Below are 20,661 nucleotides of genomic sequence, written 5' to 3' on the forward strand. Positions count from 1 at the left end.
CGGCTTGATGCGCGGGCCGTTCCGGCCCCGCACCGTGCGAGGCGAGAATGAACCAGGACAAGCCCCGCGAGATCCGCCTCGCCCTCGATGCGATCCCCCTCGGCGGCAAGGCCGAGGGCAAGGCGGGTGAGGACGCGGTGCTGTTCGTGCGCGACGCGGATGGCGTGCGCGCCTTCCAGGCCAAGTGCCCGCATCTCGGAGCCCCGCTTGCCAAGGGCGAGATCTGCGGCAGCCGACTCTACTGCCCGTGGCACAAGGCGGCCTTCGCGATCGCCGACGGCAGCCTCGAGGAACCGCCGGCCCTCGAATCGCTCACCCGCTACCCCGTCCGGATCGAGGGCGGCGAGGCGGTGGCGACGCTGACCCCCGAGCCCGCCCCGGCCAAGCGCGCCGGGACGACCGTCGGGGCTGTCCTGATCGTCGGGACCGGTGCGGCGGCGGTCGCCTGCGTCACCACGCTCCGGCGCGTGGGCTTTTCCGGCACGATCACCATGATCGGCCGCGAGGTCCAGGAGCCCTACGACCGGACCAAGCTCTCCAAGCAGTTCCTGGCGAAGCCGACGCCCCCCGAGGCGATGCTGCTGGAGCCGGATTTCGCCGCCGCACATCGGGTCGAGCGGATCGCGGCCGAGGCAACCCGGATCGACCCGGCGACCCGGAGCGTCACCCTGGCGGATGGTCGGGTTCTCACCGGCGACGCGCTGTTGATCGCTACGGGCAGCCGCGCGGTGAGGCCGGATTTCGAGGGGGTTGACCGCGACGGGGTCATGACGCTCCGCAGCCTCGACGACGCGGTGCGGCTCAGCGACGCGGCGGAGCAGGCCAGGCGCGTGGTGGTGATCGGGGCGGGCTTCATCGGCCTGGAGGCGGCGGCCTTCCTGACCAAGCGCGGCCTGTCCGTCACCGTCCTGTCGCGTGAGGAGATCCCCTTCGCCAAGCACTTCGGCGAGGCGGTGGGGACAGCGCTGAAACGCTACCATGCCGGCAACGGCGTGACCTTCGTGACGGGACGCGTCGCGCGGATCGTCGGCGATGAATCCGTCGCGGCGGTCGAGATCGAGGACGGCACACGGCTGCCCGCCGATCTCGTGGTGATCGGCGCCGGCGCTGCGCCGGAGACCGCGATCGTCGCCGGAGCGGAGCCGGACGCGCAGGGGGGCCTCGCCGTCGGCACCGACCTCAAGCTCGCCGACGGGGTCTGGGTCGCGGGCGACATCGCGGCCTTCCCGGAGCATGGCAGCCGGCTCACCGCCCGCATCGAGCACTGGCGGCTCGCGCAGCAGCACGGCATCCACGTGGCGAGGGCGATCCTCGGAGCGACGGATGCGTTCTCCGGCACGCCGTTCTTCTGGAGCAATCAAGGGGACAAGCGCCTGGATTACGGCGGCTACGCGCCGGATTTCGACCGGGTCATCCTGCAGGGCGATCCGGCGGCGCTGGACTTCATCGCCTACTATGTCCGCGAGAACCGGGCGGTGGCAGCCTGCAGCATCGGGCGCAACCCGGCCTTCACGGCGTTCCTGCACCTGCTCGGCGAGGACCGCGTGCCGAGCCCGGAAGCGATCGAGGCCGGCGCGGATCTCCCCGCCCTGGCGTGATGCTTGTTTCGCCGCGGGCCCTCGGGGGACGCGCGTCGAAGAGACCCAGGACGGGCGAGGCCGCTTGGCGTAGCGATACCAGATCGGGTCGCCGTCACGCGGACGGAACCAGTTCCGGCGGCTCCATCTTTCGGTAGAACGCCGCCCGCCGTCCGAGAAGCTGGGCCATCCTGGGAGGCATCATGAATTCCATCGTCGTCGTGGCCCTGATCTGTGCCGCCTCCGTCCAGACTCCGGATTGTTCGCGCGAGACCGCCTTGGACGTGATCACCGGCCCGGCCCACACGCTTCAAGAATGCCTGATCCAGGGACCCGTGCTGGCGGCCAATGCCGGTTTCAAGGGCGAGGACGGCGCCTATGTGAAGACCCGCTGCGAACAGAAGCACTGAACCGGACGCGTTCCCGACGGACAGGCCCGCGGATGATCAGTCTCCAGCGCGGGGCCCCGTCTCGGGCCGGGCCGGCTTGAACTGCGAAGGGCTGCGCGTCGAGCGGTCCACCGCCGTCTTCAACTTGAGTTCAAGACGCGGCAAATGAAATCTGCTTCGGCCCCGGCGCCGGACGGGTTAGAAGTCATGATCCAATAAAACGCCACGCGAGCCAAAACCATGTCCGCATCCCCCGTTATCCAGACCGAGCCGCAGGACGTCGTCAGCCTCGTCAAGGCAGCCGGCGAGAGCGCGAAGGCCCTCCTGTCGGAAGCCACGCGCCGGGTCCGCACGCGCATCCTCGGGACGGACGGGCGGATCGATGCCGGCAAGCTCGAGGCGCAGCAGCATGCCGCCCACGGGCTCGCGTGGCTCGCGACCTACGCGGAGGCGGTGGCCGAACTCGGCGGCTATGCCGAGCGTCTCCAGGCCGAGGGCCGGTTCGGCGAGACCGAGACGCTGCTCGTGCGGATCGGCGCGGGCGAGTACCTCGACCAGCTGTTCTCCGGCATCCCGATGAGCCAGGGCGAGATGGTCCGCCCGGTCGGCTCGCTGGGCCTGTCGGCCAAGGAAGTCGCGCAGTACCGCACCGACGCGGTCGAGACCCTGATCGCTGAGGGCAACACCCTGGAGCACCGCGCCGCCCTGGTGGCGCTGATGCGTGAGGGCGGCGGCTCCGCCACGGTGGGTGCCTCGGGCCTCGACGAGGACATGGAGGCGATCCGCTCCGAGATGCGCCGCTTCGGCAAGGCCGAGGTGGTCGAGCAGGCGCATGAGTGGCACCTGAAGAACGAATACATCCCCATGGAGGTCGTCACCAAGATGGCCGAGCTGGGCGTGTTCGGCCTGACCATCCCGGAGGAATACGGCGGCATGGGCCTGCCCAAGACCGCGATGTGCGTGGTCTCGGAGGAGCTGTCCCGGGCCTATATCGGCGTCGGCTCGCTCGGCACCCGCTCGGAGATCGCCGCCGAACTGATCCTGTGCGGCGGCACCGAGGAGCAGAAGCACCGCTTCCTGCCCAAGATCGCGTCAGGCGATATTTTGCCGACCGCCGTGTTCACCGAGCCGAATACCGGCTCGGACCTTGCCTCGCTTCGCACCAAGGCGGTGAAGGAGGGCGAGGTCTGGAAGATAACCGGCAACAAGACCTGGATCACCCACCCGGTCCGAGCCGACATCATGACCGTGCTGGTGCGGACCAAGCCCGAGGAGAAGGGCCATCGCGGCCTCTCGATGCTGATCGCCGAGAAGCCCCGGGGCACGGACGAAGAGCCGTTCCCGCTCCAGGGCCTGTCCGGCGGCGAGATCGAGGTGCTCGGCTACCGCGGGATGAAGGAGTACGAGCTGGCCTTCGAGGAACTGGAGGTTCCGGCCGCGAACCTGCTCGGCGAGGTCGAGGGCAAGGGCTTCGCCCAGCTGATGCAGACCTTCGAGTCGGCCCGGATCCAGACCGCGGCCCGGGCCATCGGCGTTGCCCAGTCGGCCCTCGACGTGGCCCTGCGCTACGCCGAGGACCGGGTCCAGTTCGGCAAGGCGCTGGTCAGCTTCCCGCGGGTCGCCGACAAGCTCGCCATGATGGCGGTGGAGATCAACATCGCCCGCCAGCTCACCTACTTCTCGGCGCGCGAGAAGGATGCCGGCAAGCGCTGCGACCTGGAGGCCGGGATGGCCAAGCTGCTGGGCGCCCGGGTCGCCTGGGCGGCCGCCGACAACGCGCTCCAGATCCACGGCGGCAACGGCTTCGCGCTGGAATACCCGGTCAGCCGGATCCTGTGCGACGCCCGCATCCTGTCGATCTTCGAGGGCGCGGCCGAGATCCAGGCCCAGGTCATCGCCCGGCGGCTGCTCGAGGCCGCGTAAAGATTGCTGCCCCCGCACACGGTCCGGGACCGTGTGCGGGGGCGGGCACAGCCCGAGTGCATCGGGGGTCTGCCCCGATAGCCCCGCCCCGAGGGCTGAAACCCTCGGGAACCCGCTACTTGGTGATCTTCACCGAGACCGGGTCGCTCGACGGGAACGTCTCCTCGAGGGCGTCGTCGAGGCGCTCGTCCAGCTTCTCCTGCTTGTTCTCGGGATTGGCCTTGTCGCCCGGCTTGGCGCTGCCCTGCTGGAAGCCCGGCTTGGTCTCGTTCTTCAGCGTCTGGTCGTCGGCCATGTCTGTCGCTCGTCGGTGAGGAGTGCACGCTGGGTGCCTGTGCGCATCAACGCGACGGGCCCCCGGTGTTTCCGATCTTTCCCCCGGCGGCGGCCGCATTCGACCCGGGCGTCCCCGGATCAGGCGGTGGCGACCGCGCGGCCCGGCTGCCGGCGCGCGATCCGGCCCGGCGCGACGGCCTCCCGCATCACCGTTTCGTAGACGCTGGTCAGCCGGTCCAGATGGACGTCCGGGGTCAGCGGCGCGGTCCAGTAGCGGCCATGCGCGGCCCGGCCCATCCGGGCGGCGAGGTCGTCGTCGGACAGGCGGCGCAGGTGGGCGGCCAGCGCGTCGGGATCGCCCGAGCGGAACCAGAAGCCGGTCTCCCCGTCGACCACCGCTTCCCGGCCCGCGCAGGCATCGCTGACGACCACCGGCGTGCCGCAGGCCAGGGCCTCGTAGACGGTGAGCGGCTGGCCCTCGTACCAGACGCTCGGGAAGACCAGCGCCCGCGCCTGCCGCATCAGCGCCTGCACGGCGGCGGGGTCGCGCCAGCCCAGCATCACCGCCTCGGGATAGCGGGCGGCGAGGTCGGCCCGCTCGGAGCCGTCGCCGACGAACACCGCCCGCACCCCGGCCCGCCGGGCGGCCTCCGCGAAGATCGGCGCGCCCTTCTCGGTGGAGATCCGGCCGACGAACAGGAAGTCCCCCGGCGGCCCCGCCTGGACCGGCGCCTGGTCCACGGCGATCGGGTTGTCGACCCGGTGGAACCGGGTGCCGGCGGGCAGCAGCGGCCGGACCACGCTCTCCTGCAGGTCGCTGATCGTGATCACGTGGGCGAACAGCTCGGGCAACCGGGCGACATGCGCGAGCCCGGCATGGCGGACCATCCGGGCGACCTTGCGCGGGTAGCTGCGGGCGTCGCAGTTCGCCAGGATGCAGGAGGCCGACATCGGCACCCGGTGGCAGATCTTCTGCTCCGGATAGGCGTAGAACCCCCCGGTCGGGCAGACCAGGAAGAACTCGTGCATCGTGTAGAGGCAGGGCAGCCCGGAGGCCCGCAGGGCCGGGCCGATGGCGGGCGACAGTGCCTTGGCGAAGGCGTGGACATGGACCAGCGTGTCGCGCGGATCGCAGGCGGCGAGCTCGGCCGCCAGCGCCCGGGCCGCCGCCCCGTTCCAGATCGCCTGGGCCGCGAAGGCCAATTTGCTCCGCGCCGTGGTGACGTCGTCCTGATCCAGGCAGACCACCCGGATTCCGGCGCGCTCCAGCCGCGGATCGACCGGCCCCACGGCCGCGAACAGGCTGACGCGGAAGCCCCGGGCGGCGAGACCGAGGGCGGATTCGATCGCGACCTTGGCTTGGCCGCCGTTGATCGCGGCGTGATCGGCGACGAGGACGACGTGCACGTCAGGAACTCTGCCGCTCTCTTTTCGGGGCGTAAGTCTGTAACGACCCGCGGTTGATCCTCCGTAAACCGGCCTGGACTTATCATCGCCGCAGGTCCTGCCGAGACAATTCATGCATGTCGTGATCCTCGCCGAGTTCGCGACCGCCAGCGGCGGGGCGGAGAAGGTCGCCCTGGAATCCGCCCGCGGGCTCGCCGAGGCCGGCTTGGCGGTGACCTACATCCAGGCGATCCGGGGACCGGTCGATCCCCTGCTGGACCATCCGGGCATTGACCGGATCGAGCTCGGCCTGCCCGACATCTGGACCCTGGGCGGCGTCCGGGCGGCGGCCACCGGGATCTGGCATGCGGCCGCGGCGCGCGCCCTGGAGGCGGCGTTCCGGCACCTGCCGGCGGCGCCGGATTGCCTCCACCTGCATCAGTGGACCCGCAGCCTGTCGCCGGCGATCTTCCCGGTCCTGTCCCGGCTCGGCGTGCCGGTGGTCGTCACCCTGCACGATTACGCCATGGCCTGCCCGAACGGGGTCTATTACCGGTTCGACCGGGCCGAGCCCTGCGGGCTGGCGCCGCTCTCGCCAGCGTGCCTCGCCGCGCCCTGCGACCCCCGCAGCCGGGTTCACAAGCTCGTGCGCGTCGCCCGCGCGGGGGCGCTCCGGCAGGCGCTGCACGGGCGTCCGCTCCACGTCGTCCACGTCTGCGACGCCAGCCGGCGGCGGCTCGGCGACCTGCTCGGCGGCTACGCGCTCACCCATCACCGCATCGACAACCCGGTCCGGGTCGCGGACGGGCCGCCGGCCGACCCCGCCCGGGGCGACGCCATCGCGTATGTCGGCCGCCTGACCCGGGAGAAGGGGGCCGACCTCGTGGCGGACGCCGCCCGGGCGGCGGGGCTGACCGCCCTGTTCGTCGGCGGCGGCCCCCTGGAGGCGGAACTGCGCGCCCGGCCCGGCGTCGAGGTGGTCGGATGGCAGGCGCCCGATGCCGTCTGGGCCCTGCTGCGCGGACGCGCCCGGGCCCTCGCCGCCCCGTCGCGCTGGTACGAGACCGGGCCGCTCACCGTCTACGAGGCCCTGGCGGCCGGCATCCCGGTGGTCGCCTCCGACCGGTCCGGGGCTGCCGAGAAGGTCCGGGACGGGCGGACCGGCTTCGTGGTCGCCCCCGAGATCGGTCCCCTGACGGCGGCGTTCTCGGCCCTGCGGGACGATACCCGCGCCCGGACCCTCGGGGACAACGCCCGGGCCCGGTTCCGGGCCGAGCCGATGACCCTCGCAACCCACGCCGCCGCGCTGCGCGCGCTCTATGCCGGCCTCGTGGGAAGCGGCGCGGGTGCGCTGCACCATGCCGGTGGAGCCGCACGGTCCGCCTAGCGGCCGGCCGTGCCGGATCGACGACCCCTCGATCAGTCTCTGCCCCGGGCGCTGCGGCTATAGACAGCGGACAGCTTTGATATAGAGAGGCATCGCGCCGAGACGATCATGACGAAACGCTCGGTAACGAACGGCGGAGCCGCCGAGCTTTGTCATTGACCGACGCGTTGCCGGCGCAGCGATCCGAACACTGCCGTTTGGCCGCCAGTCTGCACTTTATCGACGTTTCCGTCCCGGCCCGGAACCGCAGATCGGCAGTTGACTTCTTGTTGCAGTGCAACATATAGAAGCGCGTCACCGCGGACGCAGATCGGCGTCCCACCCCGAGACAGCGTGTGCTGGAGACTTCGATGCAGACCCCGAACTTCGAGATCCCGACTGAGATGCGCGACTTCGCCGAGAAAAGTGTCGACCAGGCGCGCAACGCCGTCGGGACCCTGATGTCGAACGCCATGAAGGCGGCCGAGCAGGCCCAGGTCTCGGGCCAGACCCTCCAGTCGACCATGACGGCGGCGGTCTCGAAGGGTTTCGAGCACGCGCAGAACAACGCCAACGCGACCTTCGACTTCGCCCAGAAGTTGGCCCGCACCAAGGACCTGCGCGAGGCGTTCGAGCTGCAGTCCGAGTTCGTCCGCAGCCAGTTCGCCGCCCTTCAGGCCCAGGCCAAGGATTTCGGCGCCCTCGCGCAGCAGAACGTCGCCCGCTAAAGCGCTTGCCGCCGGAGTGGATACCGGTTCGGCGTAAGCGAGCGCGTTGCTCTCAGACACGGCTCCGTCCGCTCCGGCGGACGGAGCGCGGCGGTGCCAGGTCCGACAGGGCGGGCACCGCTGGATCGTCCAGACCCGAGCCCATCAGACCCAGGCGGTCCTCCCCTCCCGGCCGGCGCTCCGTCAGGGGGCCCGACGCAAACGAGGAGACGATCCGCCATGGGCAAGCCGCGTCGACCCAGGAGGCCCCGCTTCACCTGGAACCCGCAGCTCGGCGTCGAGCCGGGTACGGCCGCACCTGCGACCGATACGGCCATCCCGGCGGATGCCGTGTCTAAGGCCACGGAGACCGGTGTCTCTCCGAGCCGGGAGGCCGCCGAGCCGAGCGCGCCGGCCGCGTTGCCGGCGGCCGCCTTCGTCCCGCCCGTCACGGTCGAGCCCGCTCCGACCGGCGCGGTCGCCGCGGAGCCTCCGGCCAAGGGCACGTCCTATCGTCCAGGGAGCGACGGCATCGGCACGACGATCGCTCAGTACATGCAGGGCGAGGGCGAGGCCGCACTGGCGCATATCCGCGCGCTGTCGCAAGCCGGCTCACCGACCGAGCTGATCCGCCTCCAGATGGGCGAGGTCCAGCGCGCCGCCGACGCCTCCCTGACCTGCTGGAGCGCCGTGTTCCGCCAGGCGAGCCGCCTCGTCGCGTTCCGCTGACGGCACGGGTGCGGGCTTGATGCGATCAGGCCGGCGACAGCGTCGATACGAGGCGCTCGCTCACACCGAACCGAGATCGCTTGGGCGGCGACCGCTCCGGCCCCGCCCACCTCGCCGAAGGACCTGAATGGACATGATGTCCAATCCGTCCCTTCCCGAGGTAAGGTCCTGCGAGCCTGGCAGGCAGCCGACGCCAAGCAGGACTTCGGTCGGCTGGTCGATGCGGCCAAGGACGGCCCCCAGTTGCTGCTCCGGCATGCCGAGCCCGTGGGGGTCGTGCCGTCGATGGAGCATCACGAGCGCCTGGGGACCCAAGCCGACGCCGCGTTCGCGGACTTCCTGCTCGCGTCGCCGCTCGAAGAGGCGGATTTCGACAAGGACGTCGGCCTGAGCCTGTCCGGTGACTGAGCCGCCGGCCGGCTGGATCGTGGACACGAACGTGATCTCGCGACCGTCCGCGACGAAGGACGATCCGGATCCGCCGGCCTCGCGCTGGATCCGGCGCAACGCCCATCCGATCCGGATCAGCGCCGTGACCATCGCGGAGATTCGCCGTGGGCTCGCGTTGGAGACCTTGCGGATCGAGCGCTTGAAAGACCCGCGGGCCCGACGACGCGACCAAGCCGTCCTCGACATCAAGGCGGACTGGTACGGACATTTGCGATCCCGCTTCGCCGACCGCAGCGTTTCGATCGACGCCGACGTGGCCGAACGCTGGGCCGACGTCTCGGTCCGGTTTCCCTCCATCCGTGATGGGGACAAGGCGATCCTGGCTTCGGCGCTCGTCCATCGCTACGGGATTGCGACGCGCAATCGTTCGGACTTCAAGGCCTCGTCGGTGCCGCTGGTGGATCCGTTCGACCCGGCTACGTGGTGGGACGACGATCCGGGGCCGACCGACCCCCATCCTGGCCATTGATCGATGTCACCCCGTGATCCGGCGCTGAACCCAGGACCGCCACATTCGGGTTGTCCATCGCGGCAACCCGCCAGGTCGCACCCGCAACCATCGATTAACCACGATCATCCTATGCCTGGGTGGAGGGCACGGGAGATGAATCCGGACCGATGCCGAGCTGTGCGCACCTGATCCGTTCCGCCTTGTACCGCCTCTGCCTCGCCGCGACGCTGGCGGCGACGCCGGTCGTGGCCCAGAACGGCGACAAGCCGACCAATCCGCCCACCGGGCCGGCGCCCGCGGTCGCCATCGGGGCGGATCTCGCCAGCCAGGCCGGCACCACGCGGCTCACCCTGACGCTGTCGCGGGCCGTGGAGGCGCGCGGCTTCGTGATGGAGCGGCCCGACCGGGCGGTGATCGATCTGCCCGAGGTCAACTTCCAGCTCGATTCCGGGGCCGGGCGCCGCCGCGAGGGCGTGGTCCAATCGTTCCGCTACGGGTTGTTCGCCCCCGGCCGCTCCCGGGTCGTGATCGATCTGGCCGCCCCGGCCGCGATCGGGCGGATCGAGACCGTGACCCGGGCCCGGGACGGTGCGGTGCTGCTGACGATCCCGCTCCAGCGGGTCGAGCGCGAGGCCTTCCGCAAGGCCGCCGCCGCCAGCGATCCGGCCCCCGCCCAGGCACGCAGCGCCCCGCCCGAGCCCGCCGACCAGCGCCCGCTGATCATGGTCGATGCCGGGCATGGTGGCACCGATCCCGGGGCGATCGCGGTGGGCGGGGTGTTCGAGAAGGACATCGTGTTCGGCTTCGCGCAGGCGCTGGTCGGGAAGCTCGAAGCCGGGGGCCGCTACCGGGTCCGGATGACCCGCGACCGGGACGTGTTCGTGCCGCTCGCCGAACGCGTGCGCATCGCCCGCGAGGCCAAGGCCGACCTGTTCGTGTCGATCCACGCGGATTCGATTTCGGCGGCCCCGCAGGTGCGGGGCGCCACGATCTACACCAACGCCGAGAAGGCCACCGACATCGAATCCGCCAAGCTCGCCGAGCGCGAGAACCGGGCCGACGCGGCGGCCGGCGCCGACGCCGCCGAGGCGCCCCCGGACATCGCCGACATCCTGCAGGAGCTGACCCTGCGCGAGACCCGCGGCTTCTCGTCGGGCTTCGCCCGCACGCTGATGGGCCAGCTCGCCCCGGTCATGGAGATGAGCGCCAAGCCCCACCGGGAGGCGCGCTTCATGGTGCTGCGCTCCCCGGACGTTCCGAGCGTGCTGGTGGAACTCGGCTATCTGTCGAGCAAGCGCGACCTGGAGATGCTGCAATCGCCCGAGTGGCGGGCGGGCGTCACCGGCTCCATGGCCAAGGCGATCGACCAGTTCTTCGGCAACCGCGCGACGCTCAGGCCCGCGCTGATCACGCGACGGTCGGCCGCCGTCGCCCCAGTTTTACCATAGAGTAAGTGTCGATACGGGACGTCCGAACGCCCCGTCGCACCGCCGTTGAACCGGTAATCCGAGGGGGCTTCACGGGAGCGTCCGGGAGCCGACCGCGTCGAGAATCGACGCCCGTGCCGGATGAGCCGAACCCGGCAGGCGGCCGGGCCAGCGACGAGCGGAACACCGGATGCGTCTGATCCTTCGTTTCTTCGGGATCCTGTTCAGCGCCGCCGCGGTGCTGTTCGTGGTCGGCGCCGCGGCCGGCGGGTACTTCTATTGGAAGTACAGCCAGGACCTGCCCGACCACGCCGCGCTCGCCAATTACGAGCCGCCGGTGATGACCCGCATTCACGCGTCGGACGGCTCGCTGCTCGCCGAGTATGCCCGCGAGCGCCGGCTGTACCTGCCGATCCAGGCGATGCCGAAGATCGTGGTCGCGGCCTTCCTGTCGGCCGAGGACAAGAACTTCTACAAGCACGGCGGCATCGATCCCGAGGGGATCGTGCGCGCGTTCCTGACCAACGCCAAGTCGGGCAAGCGCCAGGGCGCCTCGACCATCACCCAGCAGGTCGCCAAGAATTTCCTGCTGTCGTCCGAGCAGACCTACGACCGCAAGATCCGCGAGGCGCTGCTCGCCCTGCGGATCGAGGCGGCCTACTCCAAGGACAAGATCCTTGAGCTGTATCTGAACGAGATCTTTTTGGGCACCATCGTGCCCGGCCGCAACCTGCACGGCGTGGCGGCGGCCGCGCTGGATTACTTCGGCAAGTCGGTCCACGAATTGACCATCAACGAGGCCGCCTACCTCGCCGCGCTGCCGAAGGGCCCGAACAACTACCACCCCTACCGCAAGACCCAGGCGGCCCTGGACCGCCGCAACGAGATCATCCGCCTGATGGCGGAGAACAGCTACATCACCAAGGAAGAGGCGGATTCCGCCAAGAAGATGCCGCTCGGGGTCAACCCGCGGGTCGCCTTCCCGAACGCCGCCAACGCCAACTACTTCACCGAGGAGGTCCGGCGCGAGATCTCCGAGCGCTACGGCGAGAAGAAGCTCTACGAGGGCGGCCTCTCGGTGCGCGCCACCCTCGACCCGAAGATGCAGGCCTGGGCCCGCAAGGCCCTGGTCGACGGCCTGGTGCGCTACGACCAGGCCCATGGCTGGCGCGGCGCCGTCACCAAGGTCGACCTGACCGGACGCGACTGGGGCATGGCTGCCGCCGAGGTGCCGGCGCTCGGCGATGTGGCGCCGTGGCGGCTCGCCGTGGTGCTCGGCAACGGCGGCGGCGGCGTGCAGGTCGGCCTCCAGCCCCGGCGCGAGGCTTCGGGCCAGGTCGGCAAGGACCGCGAGACCGGCGTGATCACCCCGGACGGCATGCGCTGGGCCGGCCGCCCCAACCTCCAGCCCGGCGACATGGTCTATGTCGAGGCGATCGACGGCGGCCGCGGGCAGTACCGCCTGCGCCAGAAGCCCGAGGTGTCCGGCGCCATCGTGGCGATGGACCCGAATACCGGCCGCGTCCACGCAATGGTCGGCGGCTTCTCGTACGACGAATCCGAGTTCAACCGGGCCACCCAGGCGATGCGCCAGCCCGGCTCCTCGTTCAAGCCGATCGTCTACTCGGCGGCGCTCGACAACGGCTACACGCCCGCCTCGATCGTGCAGGACACGCCGATCACCATCGAGGGCGGCCCCGGCCAGGAAGCCTGGACGCCCTCGAACTACGACGGCAAGTCCGGCGGCCCGCACACCCTGCGGTACGGGATCGAGCATTCGAAGAACCTGATGACGGTCCGGCTCGCCAAGGATGTCGGCATGCCGCTCATCGCCGAGTACGCCCGCCGCTTCGGCGTCTACGACGACCTGCTGCCGGTTCTGCCGATGTCGCTCGGCGCCGGCGAGACCACGGTCATGCGCATGGTCACGGCCTACTCGATGCTCGCCAATGGCGGGCGCCGCATCCGGCCGACCCTGATCGACCGCATCCAGGACCGCATCGGCGAGACCATCTACCGGCACGACAACCGCAAGTGCATCGGCTGCGACGCCGAGAAATGGTCGGGCCAGGACGAGCCGAAGCTGGTGGACGATTCCGAGCAGGTGCTCGACCCGCTCACCGCCTACCAGATGGTCTCGATCATGGAGGGCGTCGTCCAGCGCGGCACCGCGACCCTGCTGAAGCAGATCGGCAAGCCGCTCGCCGGCAAGACCGGCACCACCAACGACGCCAAGGACGCGTGGTTCGTGGGCTTCTCGCCGGATCTCGCGGTCGGCATCTATATCGGCTTCGACAAGCCGCGCTCGCTCGGTGACCGTGCCACCGGCGGCGGCTTGGCGGCCCCGATCGCCCTCGAGTTCCTGAAGGTCGCCCTCAAGGACAAGCCGCCGACCCCGTTCCGCGTGCCCCCGGGGATCAAGCTGATCCGCGTGAACCTCGGCTCCGGCACCCGCGCCGGCTCGGGGGAGGGCGCCGGCACGATCCTGGAGGCCTTCAAGCCGGGCACCGCGCCGCCCGATTCCTACGTCGCCCCGGCCCAGAGCGCTGCCCCCGCTTCGGTCCCGGCGGATCCCGACCGGGCCGCCCAGGCCGGCGGGCTCTACTGAGAGCCGGAAGCGGGATCTGACCCACCGTGTCATTCCGGGGTGCCGCAGGCGAACCCGGAATCCATAACCGCCGACGGTGCGAGGTCTTGATCTGTCGGCGGTTATGGATCCCGGGTTCCGCCCTGTGGCCCCGGGATCCCAAACTCGGGTGCGGTGCCGGCTGCTGATCCCTCCAAGACAGAAAAAAGCCGCCCGGTTGGGGGCGGCTTGGGAGAGTCATCAGGGAGGCATCAAACAGAGCGGACGGAACCGTCCAACTCGATATCCAGAACTCTGGATGTCTCTTTATGCCCCGTGAACCTTAATCGCCGGTTAAAGATCGGTCTTGCGCCCGAAACTCAGGCGGCGAGACTGTCGAAGAGACCGCGTCCGTCGGTGCCGCCGATCAGGCCTTCGACGAAGTTCTCCGGGTGCGGCATCATCCCGAGGACGTTGCCGCCCTCCGAGTAGACGCCCGCGATGGCGTTGAGGGAGCCGTTGCGGTTGGCCTCGACCGTGATCGTGCCGGCGGCGTCGCAGTACCGGAAGGCCACGCGGCCCTCGCCCTCGATCCGCGCCAGTGTGTCGGGGTCGGCGAAGTAATTGCCCTCGCCATGCGCGACGCAGACGTCGATGACCTGCCCCTGTTTGTAGGCGCTGGTGAAGCGCGTGTCGGTGCGCTCGACCCGCAGCGTCTGGCGGTGGCAGATGAAGCGCCGGTTGACGTTGCGCATCAGGACCCCCGGCAGGAGGCCGGACTCGCACAGGATCTGGAAGCCGTTGCAGATGCCGAGCACGAGGCCGCCCCGGGCCGCATGCGCCCGCACCGCGTCCATGGCGGCCGCGCGTCCCGCGATCGCGCCGCAGCGCAGGTAGTCGCCGTACGAGAAGCCGCCCGGCAGGACGGCGAGGTCGGTCCCGGCCGGCAGATCCGGATCGGCGTGCCAGACCATGCTGACCCGTGCGCCCGACAGGCGCAGCGCCCGGGCGACGTCGCTCTCGCGATTCGAACCCGGAAAGACGACGACCGCAGCGTGCATCAGAGGATCTCGATCGCGTAGTTCTCGACGACGGTGTTGGCGAGCAGCTTCTCGCAGGCCGTCCGCAGGGTGGCCTCGGCGGCCGCGCCGTCGGCGGCGGAGACCTCGAGGTCGAACACCTTGCCCTGCCGGACGCTGTCGACGCCTTCGACGCCCAGCGACCGGAGCGCGGCCTCGATCGCCTTGCCCTGCGGGTCCAGCACACCGGTCTTCAGGGTGACGATGATACGGGCTTTCATGGATCTTCCGGTCTCACGCGCAGCCGAAAACGTGGGCGCGACCCGCGGCGTCGTTACACGGGCGGCCATCGCGCGTTCCCTAGCAGGAAGGCCGCCGGCCTGTCGAACGCCGTGTCGGACGGACGGACGGGGCGGCTAGCGGGGCGTGGCCCGGGTGCGGATCGGCTCGATGCTGGTCGCCCGGCGCCAGAGCTGGAGCATGATCCAGGCGGCGAACAGGCTGAACAGACCCATCAGCACGTGGCCGACCCGGTCGCCCAGGTCGAACAGGCCGGCGAGCGCCCAGCCGGCCGCGATGGCGACGGCGAACACCTCGGTGCCGACGAGGACCATCATGCTCACGATGGTGATGGCGTTGCGCCCGTTCACGAGACCCGTCTCCCGGTCGATTGCGAGGCCCCGAAACGAAATGATCCCGGGACCCACGCAGCTAGCCCAGAGGCGAGGGGCTATGCAACCGCGGGAGCCGGGATCGTCCGGTCCCTGACGTCAGCGCGGCGCGCGCTTGGCCAGGATCCGCTGCAGGGTCCGGCGGTGCATGTTCAGGCGCCGGGCGGTCTCGCTGACGTTGCGGCTGCACAGTTCGTAGACCCGCTGGATGTGCTCCCAGCGGACACGGTCCGCCGACATCGGGTTCTCGGGCGGGTCGGCCCGCTCGCCGGGCTGCGCCATCAGCGTGCCGTGGATCTCGTCGGCGTCGGCGGGCTTGGCGAGGTAGTCGAACGCGCCGAGCTTCACCGCCGTGACGGCGGTCGCGATGTTGCCGTAGCCGGTCAGGATCACGCCCCGCGCCTCGGGGCGGCGCTCCTTGAGGCGGGCGATCACGTCGAGGCCGTTGCCGTCGCCGAGCCGCATGTCGATCACCGCGAAGGCGGGGGGGCGAGCCTCGACCGCCGAGACGCCGTCGGCCACGCTATCGGCGACCTGGACGTGGTAGCCGCGGCTTTCCATGGCCCGGGCGAGCCGCGTCGAGAACGGCTTGTCGTCGTCCACGATCAGCAGGCTGCGATCGGTGAAGGCGGCGAGGGGATCGGCTTCGTTGATCACGGCAGGATCGATCGCTGTCGTGGTCCCGGGCTGCGTCAGCATCCGGTACTCCTTTCGGGTTTTCGTGAGGGCGTTATTCGGTCAGTTCTTGGTCTGATCCTCATATAGGGACGACATCGCCCGGGGGCAGGGGCGCGTGGATATTGAGTTCCGGCGAATGACGCGGGGCTGCCCCCCGCTCGAAGATGTGGCGGGCCCAGGAGACGCGCACGATCGCCCCATGGGCCTCAGGTGCCGAGACGTTCATCAGCGCGATCTGGGCGCCCGAGCGCTCGATCAGGGTCTTGGCGATGAACAAACCGAGGCCGAGGCCGGCCCCGACGGTCCCGCCGGTCTGCGCGCGGTCGGCGCTGCGGGTGGTTACGTAGGGCTCGCCCGCCCGCAGCAGGACCTCGCTGGAAAAACCCGGACCGTCATCGCGGATCTCGATCCAGACGCGCTCCTGGGTCCAGCGGCCTTCCACGGTGACGCGCGAATCGGCGAAGTCGACCGCATTGTCGAGGATGTTGGCCAAGCCGAACATCACCCCGGGGTTGCGGCGGCAGGCGGGCTCCGGGCCTTCGCCCAGGCTGGAGATGTCGAGCACGGCGCCAAGCGCGCGCTGGGGCGCCACCAGCTCCTCGACGAGATGGCTGAACGTCACCGTCTCCAGGAAGCCGACGCCGTCGCCGTCGAGGGACGTGAGCTTGCCCAGGATGCCTCGGCAGCGGTCGACCTGCTCGCGCAGCAGGTTCAAATCCTCGGCCACCGCCGGCGAGGCGGTCGGCCCGAGCTGGCGGATCAGCTCCTTGGTCACCAGCATGATCGTCCCGAGGGGCGTGCCCAATTCGTGGGCAGCCGCCGCCGCGAGACCGTCGAGCTGCGACAGGTGCTGCTCCCGGGCCAGCACAAGTTCGGTGGCCGCCAGGGCCTGGGCGAGGAGCCGCGTCTCCTCGGCGACCCGCCACGCGTAGACGCCCGTGAAGGCGGTCCCGAGCAGGATCGCGGTCCAGACCCCCGAGACGTACAGGAACGGCAACTCGATCCGCCCGTCCGAGAACCAGGGCAGGGGCCGGTGCACCAGGGCGAGCAGCGTCGCCAGCCCCACGGCGAGCAGGCCGAGCGCCAGGGTCCGCTCCGGCGGCAGCGCCGTCGCGGAGATCAGCACGGGGGCGAGGAACAGCAGCGAGAACGGGTTCTGCAGGCCGCCGGTGAGGAACAGCAGCGCTGCGAGCTGCACGATGTCGAAGGCCAGCAGCAGGGCCGCGGAATCGTCGCTCAGCCGGTAGCTCGCCGGGAAGCGGATGCGCAGGGCCAGGTTCAGCCAGGACGAGGTGGCGATCACCAGGAAGCACCAGCCGAACGGCAGCGCCAGGCCCAGGCCGAACTGCGCCCCGACCACGGCGGCGCTTTGGCCGGTGATGGCGAGCCAGCGCAGGCGGACGAAGGTGTCCAGCCGGAGGTGCCGGGCGTTGCGGACGAGGCCGTTGAGATTGCTGTCGGGCATGCGTGCATCGATGCAGCGCCGGGTGAATCCTCACCGACGCAGAGCTTGGGCAGACGTGCGGCCCCGTCGAGCCGACGGGGTCGTGACGGGCAAGTCGCCCCGGGGCGCGGATGTTCCGCGATCGTTCAGGGTGGAACCTTAGGCTGTCACCGCGGGTTGCGTCAGGCTTTTCGCCCGCCGGCGCTCCGCCGGCAGTCCCGGGACGCGAGGTGGCGATGCTTCTGGCTTACGCGATGTTCGAGGGCGCCCGCGCCATGATGGCGCCGGCCCGGCTCGCCGCCGACCTGACCCGCCACGCGCTCCAGATGCCCGGCAATCCCCTGGCCTACGGACCCTATGCCCGGGCGGTCAGCGCGGGCTGCGAGATGTTCGAGCGCGCCACCCGCCGCTACGGCAAGCCGGCCTTCGGGTTCACCGAGACGCTGATCGACGGCGCAGCGGTCCCGGTCAGCGAGCGGGTCGTCTGGGAGCGGCCGTTCTGCCGGCTGGTGGCGTTCGAGCGGGCCTTCCTGACCCCGCCCGCCGAGCCGGAGCCGAAGCTGCTCATCGTCGCGCCGATGTCGGGGCACTACGCCACGCTGCTGCGCGGCACCGTGGAGGCGATGCTGCCGAACCACCGGGTCTACATCACCGACTGGAACGATGCCCGGATGGTGCCGCTCGCGGCGGGGCGCTTCGATCTCGACACCTACATCGACTACCTGCAGGAGATGTTCGCGCTGCTCGGGCCGGACCTGCACATCATGGCGGTGTGCCAGCCGGCGGTGCCGGTCCTGGCCGCGGTGGCGCTGATGGAGAGCAAGGACGGCCAAGGGGAGGGCGACCCGGCGGTGCCGGCTTCCATGACCCTGATGGGCGGCCCGATCGACACCCGCCGCTCGCCCACGGCGGTGAACTGCCTCGCCCAGGAGCGCGGCCAGACCTGGTTCGAGCGCAACACGATCAGCCTGGTGCCGCCGATCTTCCCGGGGGCCTGGCGCCGGGTCTATCCCGGCTTCCTGCAGCTATCGGGCTTCATGGCGATGAACCTCGACCGCCACGTCACCGCCCATTCGGACATGTTCGACCATCTGGTGAAGGGCGACGGCGACTCGGCCGAGAAGCACCGGGACTTCTACGACGAGTACCTCGCGGTGATGGACCTGACCGCGGAATACTACCTGCAGACCGTTCAGACGGTCTTCGTCGACCATGACCTGCCGACGGGCCGGATGCGTCACCGCGGCACCCCGGTCGATCTCGGGGCGATCCGCCGCTGCGCCATCCTGGCGGTGGAGGGCGAGAACGACGACATCTCCGGGGTCGGCCAGACCAAGGCGGCCCTCGACCTGACGCCGAACCTGCCCGAATCCCGCAAGGCGTACCATCTCCAGGCTGGCGTCGGGCATTACGGGGTGTTCAACGGCTCCCGCTACCGCACCGTCATCGCACCGCGGATCGCCGCCTTCATCCGCGCCCAGCAGGCGGAAGCCCGGACGCGCGGATCGCATCTGCGCCAGGTGGGCTGACGAAAGGTCCGGTGTCGAAAGGTCCGAGACCGTTCGCGGGTCCAGGGCGGAGCCGGTTTCCCAGGGCCTCCGCCGGAAGGCGGCGAGCCCACTGAAATCCCGCTTCCGATCCCGCGATCCCGCCGTGCATGGCCGGCGCGCGCTGCATTTTGAATTCTCTTCCACCCACGGTGGCGCGAGGCTTGCGAGGTCGCCGGCGTGAGCACGATGACCGCCGATCCTCCACCGCCCCTCCGCGTCCCCGGCCGGACTCCATCCAGCCGGATGAGGCCGTGCGCGAACAGGATGCGGATAACTGGAATTCGATCCCCCAAAACCGTCTTGCGGTAGCAGGGAACTGGCGCATGTTGCTGATCGTGTGAAAATCCAGCCTCCCCCGGCCGCGATACACGGCCGGGTCCTTCCGTCGACCGATTCACAGACGCACCCGGAGTGCGGGCCGGTGGCCGGGATCGAGATCCCGCCGGCCAGGGAGATCACGATGGACCGCAGGACGTTCCTCAAGGGCTCGGCCGCACTCGGGCTGGCCGCCCCGCAGGTCGCGATGCCGGCCGTGGCGCAGGGCGCCAAGGTGCTGCGCTTCGTGCCCCAGGCGAACCTCGCCAATTTCGATCCGATCTGGGGCACGCAATACGTGGTGCGCAATGCCGGCACCCTCGTGTGGGACATGCTGTACGGCGTCGACGCCCAGCTGAAGCCGCAGCGCCAGATGGTCGAATCCGAGGAGGTCTCGGGCGACCAGCTGACCTGGACCTTCCGGCTGCGGCCCGGCCAGACCTTCCACGACGGCGAGCCGGTGCTGGCCAAGGACGTGGTGGCGAGCCTCGGACGCTGGATGGCCCGGGACCCGATCGGCCTGATGATCCGGGGTATCCAGGACGACCTCGCCGCGGTCGACGACCGGACGTTCCGCTGGCGACTCAAGAAGCCGTTCCCGAAGCTCCTCTACGCGCTCGGCAAGACCAACGCCCCGATGGCCCTGATCATGCCGGAGCGGATCGCCAAGACCGACCCGTTCACGCAGATCACCGAGTATGTCGGCTCCGGCCCGATGACCTTCGTGCGCAACGAATGGGTGCCGGGCGCGCGCGCCGTGTTCCAGAAATTCGGCGGCTACAAGCCCCGCGAGGAGCCGAATTCGTGGCTGGCGGGCGGCAAGCACATCCTGGTCGACCGGGTCGAGTGGGTGATCATGCCGGACGCGGCCACCGCGTCGGCGGCCCTGCAGAACGGCGAGGTCGACTGGTGGGAGAACCCCATCTCCGACCTCGTGCCGCTCCTGCGCAAGAACGCCAACCTCAACGTCGACATCGCCGACCCGCTGGGCAATGTCGGGTCGTTCCGGATGAACCACCTGCATCCGCCCTTCGACAACCCGAAGATCCGCCAGGCCGTCATGACCGCCATGAGCCAGGAGGATTACATGCGGGCGATCGTCGGCGACGACGACACCTTATGGAAGACGCTGCCGGGCTTCTTCACGCCGGGCACGCCGCTCTACACCGAGGCGGGCGGGGGCAGCGTCGGAAAGGGCGACATCAAGCTCGGCCAGAAGCTGCTGAAGGAAGCCGGCTACAAGGGCGAGCCCGTCGTCTGCGTGGTGGCGCAGGACCAGGGGATCACCAAGGCGCAGGGCGACATCACCGCCGACCTGCTGAAGCAGATGGGCTTCAACGTCGACTTCGTCGCCACCGACTGGGGCACCACCGGCACCCGCCGGGCGTCCAAGGCGCCGCCGTCCCAGGGCGGCTGGAACATGTTCCACACCTGGCACGCGGGCGCCGACTGCATCAATCCGGCGGGCTATCCCGCGGTCCGGGCCAGCGGCGACAAGGCCTGGTTCGGCTGGCCCAACGTCCCGCCCGTGGAGGCCGCCATCGCCGAGTGGTTCGACGCGGCCGACCCGGCCGCCGAAAAGGCCGCCATCGACAAGGTCAACGCCGCCGCCTGCGAGGGCGTGGTCTACGTGCCGACCGGGTTCTTCCTCGGCTACCAGGCCTGGCGCAAGAACGTCTCCGGCATCGTGAAGGGGCCGATCCCGTTCACCTGGGGCGTGTCGAAGGCCTGAGGCCA

At 70.2% G+C, this 20,661-nt stretch carries 19 protein-coding genes; 12 read left to right on the top strand and 7 right to left on the bottom strand.

Going from position 1 to position 20,661, the window contains the following annotated elements; genetic code table 11:
- Window positions 1-47: 47 nt before the first annotated feature.
- The 3 genes from AC0IY0_RS18670 to AC0IY0_RS18680 all read left to right on the top strand — a co-directional run bounded on the left by AC0IY0_RS18670 (window position 48) and on the right by AC0IY0_RS18680 (window position 3,889).
- Window positions 48-1,598, top strand: a complete 1,551-nt coding sequence (locus AC0IY0_RS18670) for an FAD-dependent oxidoreductase (RefSeq protein WP_471764944.1) — start codon at window positions 48-50, stop codon at window positions 1,596-1,598.
- Window positions 1,599-1,780: 182 nt separating this feature from the next.
- Window positions 1,781-1,987, top strand: a complete 207-nt coding sequence (locus tag AC0IY0_RS18675) for a hypothetical protein (RefSeq protein WP_147909075.1) — start codon at window positions 1,781-1,783, stop codon at window positions 1,985-1,987.
- Window positions 1,988-2,206: 219 nt separating this feature from the next.
- Window positions 2,207-3,889: an acyl-CoA dehydrogenase family protein gene (locus AC0IY0_RS18680; RefSeq protein ID WP_147909074.1), complete on the top strand. Its 1,683-nt coding sequence runs from the start codon at window positions 2,207-2,209 to the stop codon at window positions 3,887-3,889.
- 115 nt (window positions 3,890-4,004) lie between these two features.
- Here AC0IY0_RS18680 and AC0IY0_RS18685 read toward each other — a convergent pair whose 3' ends face one another.
- Window positions 4,005-4,184: a hypothetical protein gene (locus tag AC0IY0_RS18685; RefSeq protein ID WP_147909073.1), complete on the bottom strand. Its 180-nt coding sequence runs from the start codon at window positions 4,182-4,184 to the stop codon at window positions 4,005-4,007.
- 119 nt (window positions 4,185-4,303) lie between these two features.
- On the bottom strand, window positions 4,304-5,572 hold the full coding sequence (locus AC0IY0_RS18690; protein ID WP_147939264.1) for a glycosyltransferase family 4 protein: 1,269 nt from the start codon (window positions 5,570-5,572) through the stop codon (window positions 4,304-4,306).
- Window positions 5,573-5,684: 112 nt separating this feature from the next.
- Here AC0IY0_RS18690 and AC0IY0_RS18695 point away from each other — a divergent pair, with 112 nt between their 5' ends.
- From AC0IY0_RS18695 to AC0IY0_RS18725, 7 genes are all read left to right on the top strand, one after another.
- A complete protein-coding gene (locus tag AC0IY0_RS18695; protein ID WP_471764945.1) occupies window positions 5,685-6,938 on the top strand; it encodes a glycosyltransferase in 1,254 nt (417 codons plus the stop codon).
- 350 nt (window positions 6,939-7,288) lie between these two features.
- A complete protein-coding gene (locus AC0IY0_RS18700) occupies window positions 7,289-7,645 on the top strand; it encodes a phasin (RefSeq protein WP_147909070.1) in 357 nt (118 codons plus the stop codon).
- Window positions 7,646-7,864: 219 nt separating this feature from the next.
- On the top strand, window positions 7,865-8,353 hold the full coding sequence (locus AC0IY0_RS18705; protein WP_471764947.1) for a hypothetical protein: 489 nt from the start codon (window positions 7,865-7,867) through the stop codon (window positions 8,351-8,353).
- A gap of 213 nt (window positions 8,354-8,566) precedes the next feature.
- Window positions 8,567-8,761, top strand: coding sequence for a hypothetical protein (locus AC0IY0_RS18710; protein WP_471764979.1), 195 nt, complete (start codon window positions 8,567-8,569; stop codon window positions 8,759-8,761).
- Window positions 8,762-8,792: 31 nt separating this feature from the next.
- Complete coding sequence (locus AC0IY0_RS18715; RefSeq protein WP_471764981.1) at window positions 8,793-9,272, top strand: PIN domain-containing protein; 480 nt, start codon at window positions 8,793-8,795, stop codon at window positions 9,270-9,272.
- A gap of 149 nt (window positions 9,273-9,421) precedes the next feature.
- On the top strand, window positions 9,422-10,702 hold the full coding sequence (locus tag AC0IY0_RS18720; protein WP_419828689.1) for an N-acetylmuramoyl-L-alanine amidase: 1,281 nt from the start codon (window positions 9,422-9,424) through the stop codon (window positions 10,700-10,702).
- A 169-nt stretch (window positions 10,703-10,871) separates the two neighbouring features.
- Window positions 10,872-13,289: a penicillin-binding protein 1A gene (locus AC0IY0_RS18725; protein ID WP_147909487.1), complete on the top strand. Its 2,418-nt coding sequence runs from the start codon at window positions 10,872-10,874 to the stop codon at window positions 13,287-13,289.
- A gap of 338 nt (window positions 13,290-13,627) precedes the next feature.
- Here AC0IY0_RS18725 and purQ read toward each other — a convergent pair whose 3' ends face one another.
- The 5 genes from purQ to AC0IY0_RS18750 all read right to left on the bottom strand — a co-directional run bounded on the left by purQ (window position 13,628) and on the right by AC0IY0_RS18750 (window position 17,080).
- Window positions 13,628-14,308 carry a phosphoribosylformylglycinamidine synthase subunit PurQ gene (gene purQ, locus AC0IY0_RS18730; RefSeq protein WP_419828688.1) on the bottom strand — a complete coding sequence of 227 codons (681 nt, stop codon included), beginning with the start codon at window positions 14,306-14,308 and terminating at the stop codon, window positions 13,628-13,630.
- Window positions 14,308-14,547, bottom strand: a complete 240-nt coding sequence (purS, locus tag AC0IY0_RS18735) for a phosphoribosylformylglycinamidine synthase subunit PurS (protein ID WP_147939271.1) — start codon at window positions 14,545-14,547, stop codon at window positions 14,308-14,310. Before purS ends, purQ begins: the two co-directional genes overlap by 1 nt.
- Window positions 14,548-14,682: 135 nt before the next feature.
- The gene (locus tag AC0IY0_RS18740; RefSeq protein ID WP_147854731.1) at window positions 14,683-14,916 is read right to left on the bottom strand and encodes a hypothetical protein; all 234 of its coding nucleotides are present in this window, start codon (window positions 14,914-14,916) and stop codon (window positions 14,683-14,685) included.
- Between the two features lie 120 nt (window positions 14,917-15,036).
- Window positions 15,037-15,636 carry an ActR/PrrA/RegA family redox response regulator transcription factor gene (locus tag AC0IY0_RS18745; RefSeq protein WP_147854732.1) on the bottom strand — a complete coding sequence of 200 codons (600 nt, stop codon included), beginning with the start codon at window positions 15,634-15,636 and terminating at the stop codon, window positions 15,037-15,039.
- A 58-nt stretch (window positions 15,637-15,694) separates the two neighbouring features.
- On the bottom strand, window positions 15,695-17,080 hold the full coding sequence (locus AC0IY0_RS18750; protein WP_147909484.1) for an ActS/PrrB/RegB family redox-sensitive histidine kinase: 1,386 nt from the start codon (window positions 17,078-17,080) through the stop codon (window positions 15,695-15,697).
- 215 nt (window positions 17,081-17,295) lie between these two features.
- Here AC0IY0_RS18750 and AC0IY0_RS18755 point away from each other — a divergent pair, with 215 nt between their 5' ends.
- Entirely contained in the window at window positions 17,296-18,588 is a 1,293-nt protein-coding gene (locus AC0IY0_RS18755) for a polyhydroxyalkanoate depolymerase (protein WP_471764949.1), read from the top strand.
- Window positions 18,589-19,069: 481 nt separating this feature from the next.
- Entirely contained in the window at window positions 19,070-20,656 is a 1,587-nt protein-coding gene (locus tag AC0IY0_RS18760) for an ABC transporter substrate-binding protein (protein ID WP_147939273.1), read from the top strand.
- Window positions 20,657-20,661 lie beyond the last annotated feature (5 nt).

The organism is Methylobacterium sp. AC315 (assembly GCF_979253755.1).

Bases quoted from the DNA above. Each gene is read 5' to 3' on its own strand.
- AC0IY0_RS18670 (WP_471764944.1), top strand. From the start codon at position 48: ATGAACCAGGACAAGCCCCGCGAGATCCGCCTCGCCCTCGATGCGATC.
- AC0IY0_RS18675 (WP_147909075.1), top strand. From the start codon at position 1,781: ATGAATTCCATCGTCGTCGTGGCCCTGATCTGTGCCGCCTCCGTCCAG.
- AC0IY0_RS18680 (WP_147909074.1), top strand. From the start codon at position 2,207: ATGTCCGCATCCCCCGTTATCCAGACCGAGCCGCAGGACGTCGTCAGC.
- AC0IY0_RS18685 (WP_147909073.1), bottom strand. From the start codon at position 4,184: ATGGCCGACGACCAGACGCTGAAGAACGAGACCAAGCCGGGCTTCCAG.
- AC0IY0_RS18695 (WP_471764945.1), top strand. From the start codon at position 5,685: ATGCATGTCGTGATCCTCGCCGAGTTCGCGACCGCCAGCGGCGGGGCG.
- AC0IY0_RS18700 (WP_147909070.1), top strand. From the start codon at position 7,289: ATGCAGACCCCGAACTTCGAGATCCCGACTGAGATGCGCGACTTCGCC.
- AC0IY0_RS18705 (WP_471764947.1), top strand. From the start codon at position 7,865: ATGGGCAAGCCGCGTCGACCCAGGAGGCCCCGCTTCACCTGGAACCCG.
- AC0IY0_RS18720 (WP_419828689.1), top strand. From the start codon at position 9,422: ATGCCGAGCTGTGCGCACCTGATCCGTTCCGCCTTGTACCGCCTCTGC.
- AC0IY0_RS18725 (WP_147909487.1), top strand. From the start codon at position 10,872: ATGCGTCTGATCCTTCGTTTCTTCGGGATCCTGTTCAGCGCCGCCGCG.
- purQ (WP_419828688.1), bottom strand. From the start codon at position 14,308: ATGCACGCTGCGGTCGTCGTCTTTCCGGGTTCGAATCGCGAGAGCGAC.
- purS (WP_147939271.1), bottom strand. From the start codon at position 14,547: ATGAAAGCCCGTATCATCGTCACCCTGAAGACCGGTGTGCTGGACCCG.
- AC0IY0_RS18745 (WP_147854732.1), bottom strand. From the start codon at position 15,636: ATGCTGACGCAGCCCGGGACCACGACAGCGATCGATCCTGCCGTGATC.
- AC0IY0_RS18750 (WP_147909484.1), bottom strand. From the start codon at position 17,080: ATGCCCGACAGCAATCTCAACGGCCTCGTCCGCAACGCCCGGCACCTC.
- AC0IY0_RS18755 (WP_471764949.1), top strand. From the start codon at position 17,296: ATGCTTCTGGCTTACGCGATGTTCGAGGGCGCCCGCGCCATGATGGCG.
- AC0IY0_RS18760 (WP_147939273.1), top strand. From the start codon at position 19,070: ATGGACCGCAGGACGTTCCTCAAGGGCTCGGCCGCACTCGGGCTGGCC.